The organism is Undibacterium sp. Jales W-56 (assembly GCF_025548535.1).
In the GTDB taxonomy this organism is placed as follows: domain Bacteria; phylum Pseudomonadota; class Gammaproteobacteria; order Burkholderiales; family Burkholderiaceae_D; genus Undibacterium.
The window spans coordinates 982,417-998,376 of record NZ_JAJLQW010000001.1; the positions used below are offsets into that span (position 1 = coordinate 982,417).

A 15,960-nucleotide genomic window follows, 5' to 3' on the forward strand; every position below is an offset into this window, starting at 1 on the left:
TCTTGGTGTGAATTTATGCCCGGTAATTACCTACACCCTCATTCCAGCCTTCTCCCGTGAGCGGGAGAAGGAGTTAGCCGCGCGATTATTTATTCCTGCTGGCGTTTTTATCGTTTCTTTCTTACGAATTAAACCAGGTGTTCTGACAGATTGTCTCTGTCGATTTCTTCCATAAGGCGGATCGTGACTTTAGCTACTTCTTCAGGCTCCAGTATCACCGCGCCTGCGACGGCGAGCAGGCATCGCTCCTGGCGCGCCTCGCGTATCATTTTTATTTTGATCCTGATTTCACTCGGCAGTATTGCGATTGCCTGCGTGACTGGTTCCGTGTCGCTTTCTCTCGCTGAATTGTTGAACGGCTTGCTGGAGCTTTTGCAGGGCAAGCCATCGACGCTGGCGGCGACTTTGCTGGAGTTGCGTCTCGGTCGTGCTTTATTGGGTTTTGTGACCGGCGCGACGCTGGCACTGGCCGGGGTGCTGATGCAGGCCCTGTTGCGCAATCCTTTGGCCGACCCGTATGTACTCGGTGTCTCCGGCGGTGCCTCGGTCGGCGCTCTTGCCGCTATCTTGTTTGTCGGCATGGGTTGGCTGGTGGATCTGGCCGCGTTTGGCGGTGCGATTGCCGTCGCTGCCTTGTTATTTGCTTTGGCTTATCGCGATTTGCGCGGTAGCGGCAGCTCGGACGGCAGTGCGCCGCTTTTATTATTGACGGGCGTGATTGTCGCGTCCGGCTGTGGCGCCCTGATTACGCTGATGCTGTCGGTTGCGCCTGACAGTCGTTTGCGCGGCATGGTGTTCTGGATGATCGGCGATTTATCGAATGCAGATTCACGTGTGCTGCCGTGGATTATATGGAGTGTCATACTAGTGCTGGCATTGCGCATGGCACGATCGATCAATGTCGCCGCCATGCATGCAGATAATGCGCTGAGTCTGGGCGTGAATATCGGTCGATTGCGGCAAACCTTGTTTATCTGTTCGGCTCTATTGACGGCGAGTGCGGTCAGCAGTGCCGGCAGTATCGGTTTTGTCGGACTGATTATTCCGCATGCCTGCCGCTTTGCCTGGGGGCCGGATCATCGTTTGCTGATTCCTGTAGCGACGCTGGCCGGCGGTAGTTTTTTGGTGTTGGCCGATACGCTGGCGCGGACTGCGGTCGCGCCGCAGCAATTGCCGGTCGGTGTGATCACCGCGATGATCGGTGTGCCGTTATTCCTGCTGCAATTACATCAGTTGAGAAAGCAGGGGCGCTGATGAACACAGCTACGCAGGTTTTGCTGACTACCAGCGATCTGAGTTTGTCAGCCGGCAAGCGCGTGCTGCTCGATGCCTTGCAATGGCAAGTCAAGAGCGGCGAGTGCTGGTGCGTCATTGGCCGCAACGGCGCGGGCAAAAGCACACTGCTGCGCACCTTGGCGGGTATGCGCCCGGTCGAGCGTGGCACTGTCGTGATCAGGAATAAGAAACTCCAGCAATGGCCGCTCAGCGCGCTGGCGCGGGAGCGTTCTTTTTTGCCGCAGGGCAGAGTCGATGCCTTCGGCTATCGCGCCATTGAAACCGTATTGAGCGCGCGCCATCCTTATCATGATGCGCATTATTGGGAGTCGCCGGATGACCTGGAATTGGCGCATGCGGCTTTACAGGAGCTGGATGTCGCCGAGATGGCGGAGCGCGATGTGCGCAGCCTGTCTGGCGGTGAGCGTCAGCGCGTGGCGATTGCCGCTTTGCTGGCGCAGGACGCTGCTTTGATGTTGCTGGACGAGCCAGCCAATGCGCTCGATCTCGCGCATCAGGTCAGCGTGATGCAACTGTTTTCCCGTTTATGCCGCGAGCAAAACAAGGCCGTCGTCATGGTTAGTCACGACCTTAATCTGGCGCACCGCATCGCTACCCACGCTTTACTCCTGATGGGGGATGGCCGCTGGCAGGCAGGTCCGGTTGAGCAGGTCATGACAGCGGACAAACTTGGTCTTTGCCTAGGTCATCCTTTAGAACTGATACGGCACGGCGAGCATACACTCTTTTTACCAGGACACTAAACCGTGAATACACCGATCGACATTAAGGTTACTGATAAGCTCAACGAAGACCATATCAACATGCGCCATCAGCGCCGCATGCAGCGTAAAAAAGAACTGATGGATCAGAAGATCGAAGCCGCACAGCGCAAGACCGGCGTGGTCGTGATCAACGGCGGTAATGGCAAGGGCAAAAGCTCCAGCGGTTTTGGCATGGTGATGCGTGCAATGGGGCATGGTATGCAGGTCGGCGTCGTGCAATTTATTAAAGGTGCGATGTCCACCGGTGAAGAGATTTTTCTGCGCCGCTTCCCCGATGAAGTCAGCTTTCATGCGATGGGCGAGGGCTACACCTGGGAAACCCAGAACCGCGAACGCGATATTGAAAAAGCCCGGCTCGCCTGGCAAAAGGCCAAGGAATTTTTAAGCGATCCCAAGATCGGCATGGTCTTGCTCGATGAGTTGAATATCGCGCTCAAATATCACTACCTCGACGTGCAGCAAGTGATCGCGGATCTGGATGCGCGGCCCGAGATGCAGCATGTGATCATTACCGGGCGCGGTGCTTTGCCGGAGTTGATCGAGATCGCCGATACCGTGACGGAGATGCAGGTCGTCAAGCATGCGTTTAACGACGGCATCGTGGCGCAAGCCGGGATCGAGTGGTAATGAGCACATCGTCCGCCCGCGTCGTCCTGATTTCCGCGATTGCTTCCGGTCAGGGCAAGACCACCGTGACAGCCGCGCTGGCGCGCAAGTTGCGCAAGCTAGGACAGCGGGTGCGGGTGTTTAAAACCGGCCCTGATTTTATCGATCCCATGATGCTGGAACGCGCCAGCGGTGTGCCGGTGCTGTCGCTGGACTTGTGGATGGTCGGATTAGAGGCGTCGCGCGCACTGCTGGCGCAAGCCGCGGCGGAGGCCGACGTGATTTTGATCGAAGGCGTGATGGGTTTGTATGACGGCAATCCCTCCTCGGCCGATCTGGCGCAAGCTTTTGGCGTACCGGTGTTGGCGGTCGTCGATGCCTCTGCCATGGCGCAGACTGTGGGGGCCATCGTGATGGGCTTGCGCGATTTCGGTCCGGTACGCATGGCAGGCGTTATCGCGAACCGGATTGCCTCGCCGGGTCACGCACAGATGGTGGCCGATGCGATGCACAAAGTGCCAGTGAATCCTATCCCGTTGCTGGCGAGTTTGCCGCGCCAGGAGCAGGGTTTGCCAGAGCGGCATTTAGGTCTGGTGTTGCCCGACGAGGTCGCGCAGCTAGAGCAAATGCTGGACCTTCAGTCGGATCAGCTGGCGCTAGACCTGGATGCCTGGAATGCCTTGCCGCTGACGCAATTCGAATGCGGGCATATGGCGGAAACAGCGCACGAAAAAACACCAGCCTTATTGCAGGGAAAAACCATTGCGATTGCCCGTGATGCGGCGTTTGCATTCATCTATCCCGCGAATGTATTGTGTTTGCAGGCGCTTGGCGCGAAGATCGAATTCTTCTCGCCATTGGCCGATCAGCCAGTGCCAGCCGGGGCCGATGCCGTGTATTTGCCCGGAGGCTATCCTGAACTGCATGCCGGGGTGCTGAGTCAGGCGCAGCAATGGCAAGCGTCGATACGCGCCGCGCATGCGCGCGGTCTGCCTATCCTGGCGGAATGCGGCGGCATGATGGTATTGACCGATAAGCTGGTCGATCAGCAAGAACGCACATGGACGATGGCGGGGCTCTTGCCTGGCCGGGTGGTGATGCAAAAACGCCTGGCGGCGTTGGGTGCGCAAGCCTGGTCCGGCAGTGCCGGCGAATTGCGCGGACATACTTTTCATTATTCGCGTTTCGAGACGAGCTTAACGCCGTATAGCCATGCACGCAAACATGCGCCGCCGAGCGCAAACCCGGAGCAGGGCGAAGCAATTTACCGCGATGGTAATTTGCACGCTTCGTATTTTCATGCGTATTTTCCATCTAATCCGCTGGCGGTTGCCGGGCTGTTTTCAGGAGAAACTAGATGACGCGCACCCTGGTGTTCGGCGGCGCCCGCTCCGGTAAAAGTGCCTATGCCGAGCGTCTGGCAAGCGCTTCAGGCAAACCGGTGATCTATCTCGCGACGGCGCAGCCGAATGATGCAGAGATGCAGAGCAGGATCGCGCATCACCGGACCCAGCGTCCCGCAGAATGGCTGACGCTTGAGCAACCATTGTCTTTGGCGGACACCATTGAGCAATACAGCACGCCGGACAATCTGATCCTGATCGATTGCCTGACCTTGTGGCTGTCGAATCTGCTGTTTTCCGAGCACATTGAGATGCCCGAAATCGGCAATATTACGCCGCCTGCGATGTTCGCCGAGCAGCGCGACCTGTTTTTGCAAGCGCTGACATCGTGTCGTGGCGACCTGGTGATGGTCTCCAACGAAGTCGGTATGGGCATCGTCCCGCAGGGGGCGATTTCGCGCTGGTTTGTCGATGAGGCGGGGCGATTGAACCAGGCCGTTGCAGCGCAATGCGAACAAGTGGCCTGGGTCGCGGCGGGCTTGCCTTTGTATCTGAAGTCCGTTGTTTAAAATGACTTGATTGAAAATTTTTCTTGCGTCCTTCGCACGACAGGATGACGTGTGCGGAGTACGGCAGAAAATAGCATGATCGGCAAAAACGCGCTGTTCCTGCATGCTGTCAGCGGTACTCCTGCCTTCGCAGGAGTGGCGAAGTGAGAGTGGCATTGAATGCATAAATAGTTTAATTATCGGATCAATAGGTTTTTTGTATTTTCAATTCAATTTCTTTAGGCCATCGATGACCACATTACGTCTCGCTCATTTAGCAATCCCGGCCATATCGACATGCTTGTCGTTGATCTTCGCCGCGCCAAGCCAGGCGGCAATCAGCGTGACTGACGATCTGGGTAATGCCATTACACTGGCGCGTCCGGCACAGCGCATCATCAGCTTGTCGCCGCACGTGACTGAGCTGGTATTCGCCGCCGGTGCCGGTGACCAGCTGATCGGCACGGTCGAGTACAGCGATTATCCCGCCGCAGCCAAGACGATTCCGCGGGTCGGCGATAATCGCCAGTTAGATATAGAACGTATCATCGCCATGAAACCCGATCTGCTGGTGGTCTGGATGCATGGTGCGTTCGAGCGTCAACTTGAACCTTTGCGTAAATCCGGCATCCCGTATTATTTCAGCGAACCGCATAAACTCGACGATATCCCGGCGACTTTGCTGAAACTTGGTCAGTTGTTTGGAACGGAGAAGCCGGCGCAAATCGCCGCCGATGAGTTTCGTCAGCAACTCCATCAACTCACTACACGGTATCAAAACAAGCCGACAGTCAGGACTTTTTATCAGGTCTGGGGCAAGCCGATTTATACCTTGAACGATAAAAGTATCGTCAGCGATGCGATCCGTGTCTGTGGCGGCGAAAATATCTTCGGGCGTTTGTCGCCTCTAGCGCCGGTGGTTGGACTGGAATCCGTGATACAGGAAAATCCCGAAGTCATTTTGACCGGCGACAGCAAGACCCAGGCCATCAGCGGTATAGAACAATGGAAGAGCATCGGCAATCTGCTGGCGGTAAAAAATAATAATCTGTTCGTGCTTGACGGCGACCAGTTAAACCGGGCCGGGCCGCGCATTATCGACGGTGCCAAAGCCGTGTGCGAAGCGCTGGATCAAGCCAGAAGCAAGCGCGGTACCCGTCCATGAGCCTGTATCGGCGCATTGCCTGCCTCTCGACCGAAGCGGTAGAAACCTTATACGCCTTAGGCGCAGACGACCGCATCGTCGGCATCTCTGGCTACACCACACGACCAGCCCGGGCGAGAGAAGAGAAAACAAAAATCAGCGGATTTTCTTCCGCCAAGATAGATCGCATCCTGGCAGTGCAACCGGATCTGGTGATCGCTTATTCGAATATGCAAGCTGAAATCTGTCGCGAACTGATCGCCGCCGGTATCGAAGTGCATGTCTTTAACCAGTACACCGTCGCTGGCATTCTGCGCATGATTGCCGTACTCGCCAGACTGGTCGATAAGCAAGAGCAAGGTACTCAATTGATCGCGACATTGCAGGCGCAGATCGATCGCATTCAACAACAGGCAACACAATGGACGCGCAGACCCAAAGTTTATTTTGAAGAATGGAATGAGCCCCTGATGTCCGGCATCGGCTGGGTTTCAGAGCTGATCCATATTGCCGGTGGCGAAGATGTTTTTAGCGAGTTGGCGCAACATCACAGCGCCAGACAACGCATCATCGCCGACCCTGCTGAAGTCGTACGGCGCGCACCGGACATCATCATAGGATCGTGGTGCGGTAAAAAATTCAGGCCAGAGAGTGTGCTGGAACGCGAGGGCTGGCAGCAGATTCCCGCCTGCCAAAATGCTTTGGTCGTCGAGATTAAATCGGCGGATATCTTATCGCCGGGACCATCGGCAATTCTGCATGGCCTGCCGCAGTTGCATCACGCAGTTGCATCAGTTATCAGCGCATGGCAAGGCAGATGATGTGATCGTTTTGACGAGCGTCAGAAATTAGGCGAGATACAAAACACTCGCCGCAGGGGTGTAAAGAACAACGTGCCGAATTTGCTTTCGCGGCGCATTCTGCGTCTGTTTTTATTGACTCTAATTGATATACTCCCCCTATTTTTATAAATTTTATCCTTGTTGCGCCTTATATTATTGCGGTTCTTATTTATACTAATCCCAGTATATTTTTTTTGTCAAAAAACTTGCTATGAAAATCACCACCTTAATGGTTCAGGGGACGACCTCGGATGCGGGTAAAAGTACCGTCGTTGCCGCACTGTGCCGGCTGCTCAAAAGGCAGGGCGTCGCGGTCGTGCCGATGAAGCCGCAGAACATGGCGCTGAATAGTGCCGTGACCATCGACGGTGGCGAGATCGGACGCGCTCAGGCCTTGCAAGCGATCGCTGCGGGTTTGCCGGCGCACACCGATATGAATCCGGTATTGCTGAAACCTTCATCGGATACCGGTGCGCAGATCATCATCCACGGCAAGGTGCGCGCCGACATGAATGCGCGCGACTACGATCAATACAAAAGCGTCGCCATGCAAGCCGTGCTGGAATCGTATGCGCGCCTGCAACAGCAATACGATTGCATCATCGTCGAAGGTGCAGGCAGTCCGGCCGAGGTCAATTTGCGCGAGTGCGATATCGCGAATATGGGCTTTGCCGAAGCCGTGGATTGCCCTGTGATTCTGGTCGCCGATATCGATCGCGGCGGTGTATTTGCGCACTTCCTCGGTACGCTCGCTTGTCTGTCGGCATCCGAGCAACAGCGTATCGTCGGCTTTGTCATCAACCGCTTTCGCGGCGATATCAGTCTGCTGGAGCCTGGGCTCAGGTGGCTGGAAGAAAAAACCGGCAAGCCGGTGCTGGCGGTACTGCCGTATCTGCATGGACTGATGCTCGACGCAGAAGATGCGATTCAAGCTAGCCAGTCCGGCGCAGGCAAATTCCGCATCATCGTGCCGGCGATTCCGCGTATTTCCAACCATACGGATTTCGATGCCTTACGCGCGCATCCTGAAGTCGATTTGCAATTCATCGGGCCGGGCCGGGCGATTCCTGCGGCAGATCTGATCATCCTGCCCGGCAGCAAAAACACGCGCGCCGATCTGGCTTTTTTGCTGGAACAGGGATGGCAACCCGTGTTGGAAAAACACCTGCGCTACGGCGGCAAAATTATCGGTATTTGCGGCGGTTATCAGATGCTGGGCCATGTAATCAGCGACCCACATGGCGTCGAGGGCGCGCCGGGTGACTCGGAGGGGCTGGGTTTATTGGATATCACGACCGAACTGACGCAGGATAAACGTCTGCAGCAAGTGAGCGGACGCTGTTTGTTCGGCGCGGCTGACCAGGCTGCCAAGGTCAGCGGCTACGAAATTCATATGGGCATTACCTATGCGAGCAACCAGACCCAAGCGGTCTTTCAGCTCGAGAATGAAAGTAAGGAGCTGGAAGGCAGCCGCTCGCCGGATGACCGGATACTGGGCTCGTATCTGCACGGCTTGTTTGACCATCCCGAGGCTTGCGCCGCCTTGCTGGCGTGGGCAGGGCTGAAGACGGAAGTCAAAGTAGATCTGGCGGCTTTGCGTGAACAAAGCATTGATCGCGTGGCGGATGCCTGTCTTCCTTTGCTGGCGGCTTTGCAGGAATTTTAAAAAATTCTCAACACAGGGACACAAAAAATAGAGAGATATAAAGATTCACAGAAAAGATTGCGGAAATTCTTCGCTTGCTCTCTGTCCCCCAGTGTTTCTTTGTAAGAGCTATGCGTTGGGAAGGATTGGATACGCGCAGCGAAGGCAATACCTACGACAGCGTGCATAATCGTTCCAGTGTCTGGAGTCCGTTTCTTCTACGCAGATAGAAAATCAGGCTTTATCTAAACTCTTTGCACCAAACATAAAAGAGCCCGACTGGATTTTGCCATCCGCGACCTGATAGATCGCGACCAGCCGGATAGTACCTGTTCCTTCAGGGAAAGTGCGGGTTACTTCTTCATGGTCGATCACTAAATTCTCCATCACGCTGCGCTGGATTAATCTTGCATGCAGGTTCGGTTCTTGAAAACGGATTCTGCTACGCTCACGGATTTCCGCCTTGCCGTTGGCGACTAATTTAGCTGGATACTCATACTGCTGCGCCTCATCGGCATAGGTTTCTAACCATGCTTCCAGATCCCGTGCGTTATAAGCATCCAGCTGTTGTTGAACGACTGCTTCCGGCGACAGTATTTTTTTCATGGCGATTTAAATGTTAACAGATTCTGATTTTCTTAAAAAAATATCGGTCAAAGCAGGGTTTGGGATGCGCCGTCGCCCACTGCAATGCCGGTCAGCTGAAATGGATCGACTCCCTCAATACACGCCACATTAAAACCAAATTGCGTGGGATTGCTACGGCGCTGATGATGTGTGTAGATGCCACAGACTTTACAAAAATAATGTTTTGCTGTGTTGGTATTCCATTGATACAGCGTCAGCATGTCAGCGCCTTTGACCACACGCAAACCTGCTATCGGGACACTGGCGATAATCGATCCCTTGCGCCGGCATAGCGAGCAGTTGCAGCGGCGCAGATTTTCCAGTCCGTTTGCCAGATCGACTTCAAATTCGACCGCGCCGCAGTGGCAATTTCCTTTCTTGGTTTCCATGCTGATTACCTTATTTATCCTGGAGAGGTAAGGGTAAATTATTTGCTGGATGTCGCCGATCATTTTTTGAGGCGTCAGCGAGGACGTTTGCTTGGCAAGCTTGATTTTTTCGATTGTCTGTCAACAAAAAGGCATGACTTGATCTTGGCCGAAACGATGCGTAGCACGACTCAGGGTAAGGCGGTCTTTATTGACACTGCTTACAGGCTGTCGTATCCAGAAAAATTGGTTGGATAAAGCGCAATCAGGACGGCAAGCGCCGTTTGAAATGCAGATGGAATATCTATCAGAGTGCAGGTCGTAGCAGAGTAGTAATATCATCAATAAATTACTTTACCTATGAATAGTTTAGGTTTAAAGTATTTTTTAAGAGGCGGCAATTTAAAAGTGTCAGTGTAGATTTTTCGACGAATGCGTTTGGAGAAAAAATGATCGTGAATACCCATGTTGACAGCGCCCATGTTGATAGCGCTCACATCGACAAGTTTGCACAGGATAATTTGCCGGCGCGGGAGCTATGGCCGGAATTGATCTTTACTTTGCCCGAGCTGCAATATCCGGCACGATTAAATTGTGTGGAAGAGTTGCTGGATAAAATGGTCGCTGCGGGCTACGGCGATAAACCGGTGATCCTGACTTATCAGGCTAGCTGGAGCTATTCTTTTTTGCTGGAAACGGTCAACCGCATCGCCAACGTTCTGATCAGAGACATGGGGCTGGTGCCGGGTAACCGGGTTTTGCTGCGTGCTGCCAATCATCCCATGATGGCGGCTTGTACGCTGGCGGTATTGAAGGCTGGATGCATCGCAGTGCCGACCATGCCTTTATTGCGCGCCAAAGAGCTGTCCACCATCATCGACAAGGCGCAAGTCACTGCGGCTCTGTGTTCATACGCTTTGCGGGAAGAAATGGCCCTGGCGCAAGAGACATCCCATGTCCTGCAGCAAATCGTTTATTTCAATGCCCAGACGCAGTCTGCGCGGGACCTGGAAGCCAGAATGGCGCTACAACCCAATGAATTTGCGCCTGTCGATACCTCGGCGGAAGACGTCTGCCTGATTAGCTTTACCTCCGGTACCACCGGCATGCCGAAAGGCACCATGCATTTTCACCGCGACGTACTGGCAATTTGCGACTGTTTTCCGCGTTCTGTCCTGGCATCTGCCAGCAGTGATATTTTTATCGGCACACCGCCGCTGGCGTTTACCTTTGGACTCGGAGGGCTTTTATTGTTTCCTATGCGGGTCGGCGCTACCACGGTGCTGCTGGAAAAACTGACGCCAGAGACTTTGCTGAAAGCGGCGGCGGATTTCAAAGCCACGATTTGTTTTACGGCACCGACTTTTTATCGTCAGATGGCAACACTGGCATCGAGTTTCGATCTCTCACATTTGCAGAAGACGGTGTCGGCAGGGGAAGCCTTACCCGCGTCAACCCGTGAACTCTGGAAAAAAGCGAGCGGCCTGGAAATGATCGATGGCATAGGCGCAACCGAGATGCTGCACATCTTTATTTCCGCCGCCGGCAAGGAGGCGCGAGCCGGCGCCACCGGTAAGGTGGTGCCCGGCTATCAGGCCTGCGTACTCGATGAGCAGGGGAAGCTCGCCGGGCCCGGGGTAGTCGGCCGTCTGGCGGTCAAGGGACCGACCGGATGTCGCTATCTGGCCGACTCACGGCAGGCCAATTATGTGATGCAGGGCTGGAACTTGACTGGCGATGCTTATGAAATGGATAGCGAAGGTTATTTCTGGTATCGCGCCCGTACCGATGACATGATCATTTCCGCCGGCTACAACATTGCCGGCCCTGAGGTAGAAGAGATTTTGCTCAAGCATACCGCGGTTGCTGAATGTGCCGTAGTCGGTTTGCCAGATGAGGAGCGGGGTCAGATCGTGAAAGCGTTTGTGGTCTTGAAAGCAGGCATCGCGCCATCCGATCCATTGATCAAGGAATTGCAGAATTTTGTTAAAGCGGGCATCGCTCCTTACAAATACCCGCGCGCGATCGAATTCCGCTCTTCCTTACCGCGTACCGAAACCGGCAAGTTACAGCGTTACAAACTGCGTCAGCCGGCAATCTGAACAATCTGAAAAGACTTCGGCCAAACGGAATAAGACTATTTCTGGATAAATAATGAACATACTTTGCATAGGCGGCGGTCCGGCTGGTTTGTATTTCAGTCTGCTGATGAAAAAGCAAAACCCCGCGCACCAGGTCACGGTAATTGAGCGTAACCGTCCTTACGATACGTTTGGCTGGGGTGTCGTTTTTTCGGATCAGACCCTGGGTAATTTAGTGAACGCCGATGAGCAAACGGCGCGTTTCATCTTGCAATCCTTTAATCATTGGGATGACATCGACGTGCACTTCAAGGGGCAGGTTGTACGCTCTGGCGGTCATGGATTTTGCGGCATCGGGCGTAAGCGCCTGCTCAATATTTTGCAAGAACGCTGCGAGCAACTCGGCGTGCAATTGGTGTTTGAGACCCATGTGCAGGATGACCGGCAATTAGCGCTGGATTATCAGGCCGATCTGGTGATTGCCAGCGATGGCCTGAATAGCCTGGTGCGTACACGCTATGCCGACAGCTACCAGCCCGACATCGACAACCGCAAATGTCGCTTCATTTGGCTGGGCACCAAAAAATTGTTTCCGGCCTTTACTTTTGCGTTTGAAGAAACCGAGTTCGGCTGGTTCCAGGCGCATGCCTATCAATATGACGGCGATACCTCGACGTTTATTATTGAAACACCGGAAGAAGTCTGGTTGAAGGCAGGACTGGATCAGATGAGTCAGCCGGAGGCGATTACTTTTTGCGAAAAACTGTTCGCAAAATATCTGGATGGATGTGCCTTGATGAGCAATGCCAGCCATCTGCGCGGTTCTGCCAGCTGGATTAAGTTCCCCCGCATTATTTGCAAGCATTGGGTGCATTGGAATACCTTGCAGTCGAAGCCGGTGCCGGTCGTCTTGATGGGGGATGCGGCGCATACCGCGCATTTCTCCATCGGCTCCGGTACCAAGCTGGCGTTGGAAGATGCGATAGAACTGGCGAACAGCTTTCAGTTGCACGGTGCGCAAGGCATGGCTGCCGTGCTGGAAGCCTATCAGCAAGTGCGTGCGATTGAAGTGCTGAAAATACAAAGCGCGGCCCGCAATTCGATGGAATGGTTTGAAAACGTACAGCGCTATACCGCCATGCAGGTGCCGCAATTCGCCTATTCGATGCTGACGCGTAGCCAGCGCTTATCGCATGAGAACTTGCGTGTCCGCGATGCCGGCTATGTACAGGCGTATGAACGCTGGACGGCGCAGCATGCGTTTTCTCAAATCGGCGAGACGCTGTCACTGCCTGACGGCAGTCCGCCTATGCCGCCTATGCTGACGCCGTTTCGGGTCCGCGGCGTCACTTTGAAAAACCGGATCGTGGTATCGCCTATGGCGCAATATTCTGCGGCAGACGGTGTCGCCGGCGACTACCATCTGGTGCATCTGGGCAGCCGGGCAATGGGCGGTGCCGGATTGGTCTTCGCAGAAATGACCTGCGTCTCTGCGGATGCCCGCATCACACCTGCCTGTCCCGGCCTCTATCAACCCGAACACACTCAGGCCTGGAAGCGTATCGTCAATTTCGTGCACCACAACACCGACGCCAAGATCGCGGTGCAACTTGGACATGCCGGTGCAAAGGGCTCAACCCGACGTGCCTGGGATGGCATTGACCAACCCCTGGAGAGTGGCAACTGGCCACTGATATCCGCATCGGAGCAGCAGTATGTAGCGGGCGTGTCGCAAATCGCCCGTGCCGCCACGCTGACGGACATGAACAGGGTTACCGCCGATTTCGTCCGGGCGACGCAAGAAGCGGATAAAGCAGGATTTGATTGGCTGGAACTGCATTGCGCGCACGGGTATCTGTTATCGAGCTTCATCTCGCCGTTGACCAATCACCGGACCGATGAATTCGGCGGCTCGCTGGAAAATCGCTGCCGTTTTCCTTTGCGGGTATTTGCCGCTGTCCGTGCGATCTGGCCCGAAAATAAACCGATCAGTGTCAGGATTTCTGCCCATGACTGGGTCGAAGGGGGCATTACACCGGACGATGCGGTGCAGATTGCAGCGTTGTTCAAGAAGGCGGGCGCTGACATGATCGACTGCTCGTCGGGGCAAGTCAGCAAGCAAGAAAAACCGGTGTATGGCCGTATGTTCCAGACACCGTTTGCAGATCGCATCCGCAATGAAGCGCAGATTGCAACCATCGCGGTTGGTGCGATTTATGAAGCCGATCACGCCAATAGCATCATCGCCGCCGGACGCGCAGATCTGTGCGCTATCGCTCGCCCGCACTTGGCCAATCCGGCATGGACCTTGAATGAAACCGCTAAACTCGGTTACCTGGATATGCCCTGGCCGAAACAATATACGGCGGCCAAGATGCAGTTGGAACGTAACCTGGAACGTGAAAAACAAATGGCTGCGGCGAATGGTGGACTGACGCCACAACAAGTCGCCGCCAAATTACTGGAAGGCTGAGATGAATACGCAAACAAGGGAAGATAAAACCACTCTGGCAGGCAAACATGCCCTGGTAACCGGCGGCGGCAAAGGTATCGGCCTTGCCATCGCCAGCACTTTGCTGGAGCAGGGGGCCGCAGTCACCATCAGCGGGCGCAATGAACACACCTTGCAAGACGCCATGCGGTATTTGCATGGCAAGGGCAGCGTCAGTTATGTGCTGATGGATGTGACCGACCTGCATTCGGTGCAGCAAGCGTTTGAACATGCCATTGTGCGCAAGGGGCGCGTCGATATTCTGATCAACAATGCGGGACAGGCAGTATCCGCGCCTTTTCTGAAGACCAGCGCAGACATGTGGCAGCAAATGATGGCGGTCAATTTAAGCGGCGCTTTCCATTGCACTCAGCAAGTCTTGCCTGCCATGCTCGAGGTCGGATGGGGCCGTATTGTGAATGTCGCCAGCACGGCAGCGTTGACAGGCTATGCGTATGTCGCTGCCTACTGTGCGGCCAAGCATGGCGTGCTTGGCATGACGCGCGCACTGGCGCTGGAGGTGGCTAGCAAAGGAGTCACCGTCAACGCCGTTTGTCCCGGTTATACCGAGACCGATATGGTGGCTGATGCCGTTGCCAATATCGTCGCCAAGACCGGCCGCACCGATGAACAGGCGCGTACCGATCTGGCCGCGGGCAATCCGCAAAAACGCTTTGTCCAGCCGGATGAAGTGGCGCATAGCGTTGCATGGCTATGCCAACCGGCCGCCGCGGCGATGAATGGGCAGGCGATTGCTGTTGCGGGTGGGGAGGTGATGTAAATGGATGACCTTGATGGGCTCTATCGGTTCGCCTGGCATCGATCAATTCTGCAGTCAGGCGCTTCATGAAAAATGATCTTCCCCAGGTCTATGACCTGGAAACCAGGTTGACGCAAGATCATCATCAGTCATTGAAGCTATGGCTGCGGATGTTGTCGTGTACCGTCATGATAGAAGCGGAGATACGTACCCGGCTCCGGCAAGAGTTTGATGTGACGTTGCCGCGTTTTGATCTGATGGCGCAACTTGAGCGCCATCCGGATGGATTGCGCATGGGTGAACTGTCCAAGCGCATGATGGTCACGGGCGGCAATATTACCGGGATTACGGATCAGCTGGAGCAGGAGAAGCTGGTGGTCCGTGTCGCCGATAGCAAAGACCGGCGCGCTTACAGTGTCAAGTTGACAGCAGCGGGACGGCGCGTTTTCAAGCGCATGGCGGTGGTTCATGAGGCATGGATCGCCGAGTTGTTTTCCGGTTTGCAGCCGGAAGAAAAGAAACAATTTTTTGAATTACTGTCGCAGGTTAAAGCACATCTGCATCAGTCTGGTGAAGAACAGGAGTAAGCCATGAAATACCTATCGGGACAGCCACACGATTTGCCTGGCAATCGTCATCATTTATCCGCTTATACCGCACGCCATTTTCAGTTCGGCCTGAACTCTGGCGTTGCTACCATCGTCTTGAACCGCCCGGAACGCAAGAATCCCCTGACCTTCGACTCTTACGCCGAGTTGCGCGACTTGTTTCGCGCCATGACGGATGCCGACGATGTGAAGGCGGTGGTGATTGCCGGCGCCGGCGAGAATTTTTGTTCTGGCGGCGATGTACACGAAATCATCGGTCCGCTGACTAAGCTGGATATGCCGGGCCTGCTGAGCTTTACCCGCATGACCGGCGATCTGGTGAAGGCGATGCGCGCTTGTCCGCAACCGATTGTGGCGGCCGTGGATGGGATCTGTGCGGGTGCCGGTGCTATTTTGGCTCTGGCGTCAGATATACGGATAGGCACGGCACGCAGCAAGACCGCATTCCTGTTCACCCGGGTTGGCCTGGCCGGTTGCGATATGGGCGCTTGCGCCATATTGCCGCGTCTGATTGGACAGGGACGGGCGTCTGAATTGCTCTACAGCGGTCGATCGATGAGCGGTGAGGAAGGCGAACGCTGGGGTTTCTTTAATCGCCTCAGTTCGCCGGAAGCACTATTGGATGATGCCCAGCACCATGCGCAGCACCTGGCTAAAGGGCCGACGTTTGCGCATGGCATGACCAAAAAAATGCTGCAGCAGGAATGGAATATGAGCATCGAGCAGGCGCTAGAAGCGGAAGCGCAAGCACAGGCCATTTGCATGATGACGAACGATTTTCATCGTGCTTACCACGCTTTCGTGGCAAAACAGAATCCGGAATTTGAGGGGGACTAA

15 protein-coding genes are annotated in these 15,960 nt (G+C 54.8%); 13 read left to right on the top strand and 2 right to left on the bottom strand.

All coding sequences use genetic code 11. The annotated features are described in order from the left end of the window. Positions 1-183: 183 nt before the first annotated feature. The 8 genes from LPB67_RS04415 to LPB67_RS04450 all read left to right on the top strand — a co-directional run bounded on the left by LPB67_RS04415 (position 184) and on the right by LPB67_RS04450 (position 8,209). Entirely contained in the window at positions 184-1,254 is a 1,071-nt protein-coding gene (locus tag LPB67_RS04415; RefSeq protein WP_410482696.1) for a FecCD family ABC transporter permease, read from the top strand. After that, a complete protein-coding gene (locus LPB67_RS04420; RefSeq protein ID WP_262835841.1) occupies positions 1,254-2,039 on the top strand; it encodes an ABC transporter ATP-binding protein in 786 nt (261 codons plus the stop codon). Before LPB67_RS04415 ends, LPB67_RS04420 begins: the two co-directional genes overlap by 1 nt. A gap of 60 nt (positions 2,040-2,099) precedes the next feature. Beyond that, positions 2,100-2,687 carry a cob(I)yrinic acid a,c-diamide adenosyltransferase gene (cobO, locus tag LPB67_RS04425; RefSeq protein ID WP_262836163.1) on the top strand — a complete coding sequence of 196 codons (588 nt, stop codon included), beginning with the start codon at positions 2,100-2,102 and terminating at the stop codon, positions 2,685-2,687. Further along, a complete protein-coding gene (locus tag LPB67_RS04430) occupies positions 2,687-4,027 on the top strand; it encodes a cobyrinate a,c-diamide synthase (protein ID WP_262835842.1) in 1,341 nt (446 codons plus the stop codon). Before cobO ends, LPB67_RS04430 begins: the two co-directional genes overlap by 1 nt. Further along, on the top strand, positions 4,024-4,578 hold the full coding sequence (gene cobU / locus LPB67_RS04435; RefSeq protein WP_262835843.1) for a bifunctional adenosylcobinamide kinase/adenosylcobinamide-phosphate guanylyltransferase: 555 nt from the start codon (positions 4,024-4,026) through the stop codon (positions 4,576-4,578). Before LPB67_RS04430 ends, cobU begins: the two co-directional genes overlap by 4 nt. Positions 4,579-4,807: 229 nt before the next feature. Next, on the top strand, positions 4,808-5,722 hold the full coding sequence (locus tag LPB67_RS04440; RefSeq protein ID WP_262835844.1) for a cobalamin-binding protein: 915 nt from the start codon (positions 4,808-4,810) through the stop codon (positions 5,720-5,722). After that, positions 5,719-6,522: a cobalamin-binding protein gene (locus LPB67_RS04445; protein ID WP_262835845.1), complete on the top strand. Its 804-nt coding sequence runs from the start codon at positions 5,719-5,721 to the stop codon at positions 6,520-6,522. The genes LPB67_RS04440 and LPB67_RS04445 overlap by 4 nt, the downstream gene beginning before the upstream one ends. Before the next feature lie 250 nt (positions 6,523-6,772). After that, positions 6,773-8,209 carry a cobyric acid synthase gene (locus LPB67_RS04450; RefSeq protein ID WP_262836164.1) on the top strand — a complete coding sequence of 479 codons (1,437 nt, stop codon included), beginning with the start codon at positions 6,773-6,775 and terminating at the stop codon, positions 8,207-8,209. Between the two features lie 213 nt (positions 8,210-8,422). On the opposite strand, the gene LPB67_RS04455 is transcribed toward LPB67_RS04450, so the two are convergent. Then, positions 8,423-8,794 carry a nuclear transport factor 2 family protein gene (locus LPB67_RS04455; protein ID WP_262835846.1) on the bottom strand — a complete coding sequence of 124 codons (372 nt, stop codon included), beginning with the start codon at positions 8,792-8,794 and terminating at the stop codon, positions 8,423-8,425. 47 nt (positions 8,795-8,841) lie between these two features. Continuing rightward, positions 8,842-9,204 carry a GFA family protein gene (locus tag LPB67_RS04460; protein WP_316685082.1) on the bottom strand — a complete coding sequence of 121 codons (363 nt, stop codon included), beginning with the start codon at positions 9,202-9,204 and terminating at the stop codon, positions 8,842-8,844. Positions 9,205-9,632: 428 nt separating this feature from the next. Here LPB67_RS04460 and LPB67_RS04465 point away from each other — a divergent pair, with 428 nt between their 5' ends. The 5 genes from LPB67_RS04465 to LPB67_RS04485 all read left to right on the top strand — a co-directional run bounded on the left by LPB67_RS04465 (position 9,633) and on the right by LPB67_RS04485 (position 15,960). After that, positions 9,633-11,285 carry an AMP-binding protein gene (locus LPB67_RS04465; protein ID WP_262835847.1) on the top strand — a complete coding sequence of 551 codons (1,653 nt, stop codon included), beginning with the start codon at positions 9,633-9,635 and terminating at the stop codon, positions 11,283-11,285. Positions 11,286-11,337: 52 nt separating this feature from the next. After that, positions 11,338-13,737: a bifunctional salicylyl-CoA 5-hydroxylase/oxidoreductase gene (locus LPB67_RS04470; protein WP_262835848.1), complete on the top strand. Its 2,400-nt coding sequence runs from the start codon at positions 11,338-11,340 to the stop codon at positions 13,735-13,737. A 1-nt stretch (position 13,738) separates the two neighbouring features. Beyond that, positions 13,739-14,536: an SDR family NAD(P)-dependent oxidoreductase gene (locus LPB67_RS04475; protein WP_262835849.1), complete on the top strand. Its 798-nt coding sequence runs from the start codon at positions 13,739-13,741 to the stop codon at positions 14,534-14,536. A 65-nt stretch (positions 14,537-14,601) separates the two neighbouring features. Continuing rightward, positions 14,602-15,102, top strand: coding sequence for a MarR family winged helix-turn-helix transcriptional regulator (locus LPB67_RS04480; RefSeq protein ID WP_262835850.1), 501 nt, complete (start codon positions 14,602-14,604; stop codon positions 15,100-15,102). A 3-nt stretch (positions 15,103-15,105) separates the two neighbouring features. Then, a complete protein-coding gene (locus LPB67_RS04485; RefSeq protein WP_262835851.1) occupies positions 15,106-15,960 on the top strand; it encodes an enoyl-CoA hydratase family protein in 855 nt (284 codons plus the stop codon).

Excerpts from the sequence above, each read along its gene's own strand:
- LPB67_RS04420 (WP_262835841.1), top strand. The coding sequence starts at position 1,254 with ATGAACACAGCTACGCAGGTTTTGCTGACTACCAGCGATCTGAGTTTG.
- cobO (WP_262836163.1), top strand. The coding sequence starts at position 2,100 with ATGCGCCATCAGCGCCGCATGCAGCGTAAAAAAGAACTGATGGATCAG.
- LPB67_RS04430 (WP_262835842.1), top strand. The coding sequence starts at position 2,687 with ATGAGCACATCGTCCGCCCGCGTCGTCCTGATTTCCGCGATTGCTTCC.
- cobU (WP_262835843.1), top strand. The coding sequence starts at position 4,024 with ATGACGCGCACCCTGGTGTTCGGCGGCGCCCGCTCCGGTAAAAGTGCC.
- LPB67_RS04440 (WP_262835844.1), top strand. The coding sequence starts at position 4,808 with ATGACCACATTACGTCTCGCTCATTTAGCAATCCCGGCCATATCGACA.
- LPB67_RS04445 (WP_262835845.1), top strand. The coding sequence starts at position 5,719 with ATGAGCCTGTATCGGCGCATTGCCTGCCTCTCGACCGAAGCGGTAGAA.
- LPB67_RS04450 (WP_262836164.1), top strand. The coding sequence starts at position 6,773 with ATGGTTCAGGGGACGACCTCGGATGCGGGTAAAAGTACCGTCGTTGCC.
- LPB67_RS04455 (WP_262835846.1), bottom strand. The coding sequence starts at position 8,794 with ATGAAAAAAATACTGTCGCCGGAAGCAGTCGTTCAACAACAGCTGGAT.
- LPB67_RS04460 (WP_316685082.1), bottom strand. The coding sequence starts at position 9,204 with ATGGAAACCAAGAAAGGAAATTGCCACTGCGGCGCGGTCGAATTTGAA.
- LPB67_RS04465 (WP_262835847.1), top strand. The coding sequence starts at position 9,633 with ATGATCGTGAATACCCATGTTGACAGCGCCCATGTTGATAGCGCTCAC.
- LPB67_RS04470 (WP_262835848.1), top strand. The coding sequence starts at position 11,338 with ATGAACATACTTTGCATAGGCGGCGGTCCGGCTGGTTTGTATTTCAGT.
- LPB67_RS04475 (WP_262835849.1), top strand. The coding sequence starts at position 13,739 with ATGAATACGCAAACAAGGGAAGATAAAACCACTCTGGCAGGCAAACAT.
- LPB67_RS04480 (WP_262835850.1), top strand. The coding sequence starts at position 14,602 with ATGAAAAATGATCTTCCCCAGGTCTATGACCTGGAAACCAGGTTGACG.
- LPB67_RS04485 (WP_262835851.1), top strand. The coding sequence starts at position 15,106 with ATGAAATACCTATCGGGACAGCCACACGATTTGCCTGGCAATCGTCAT.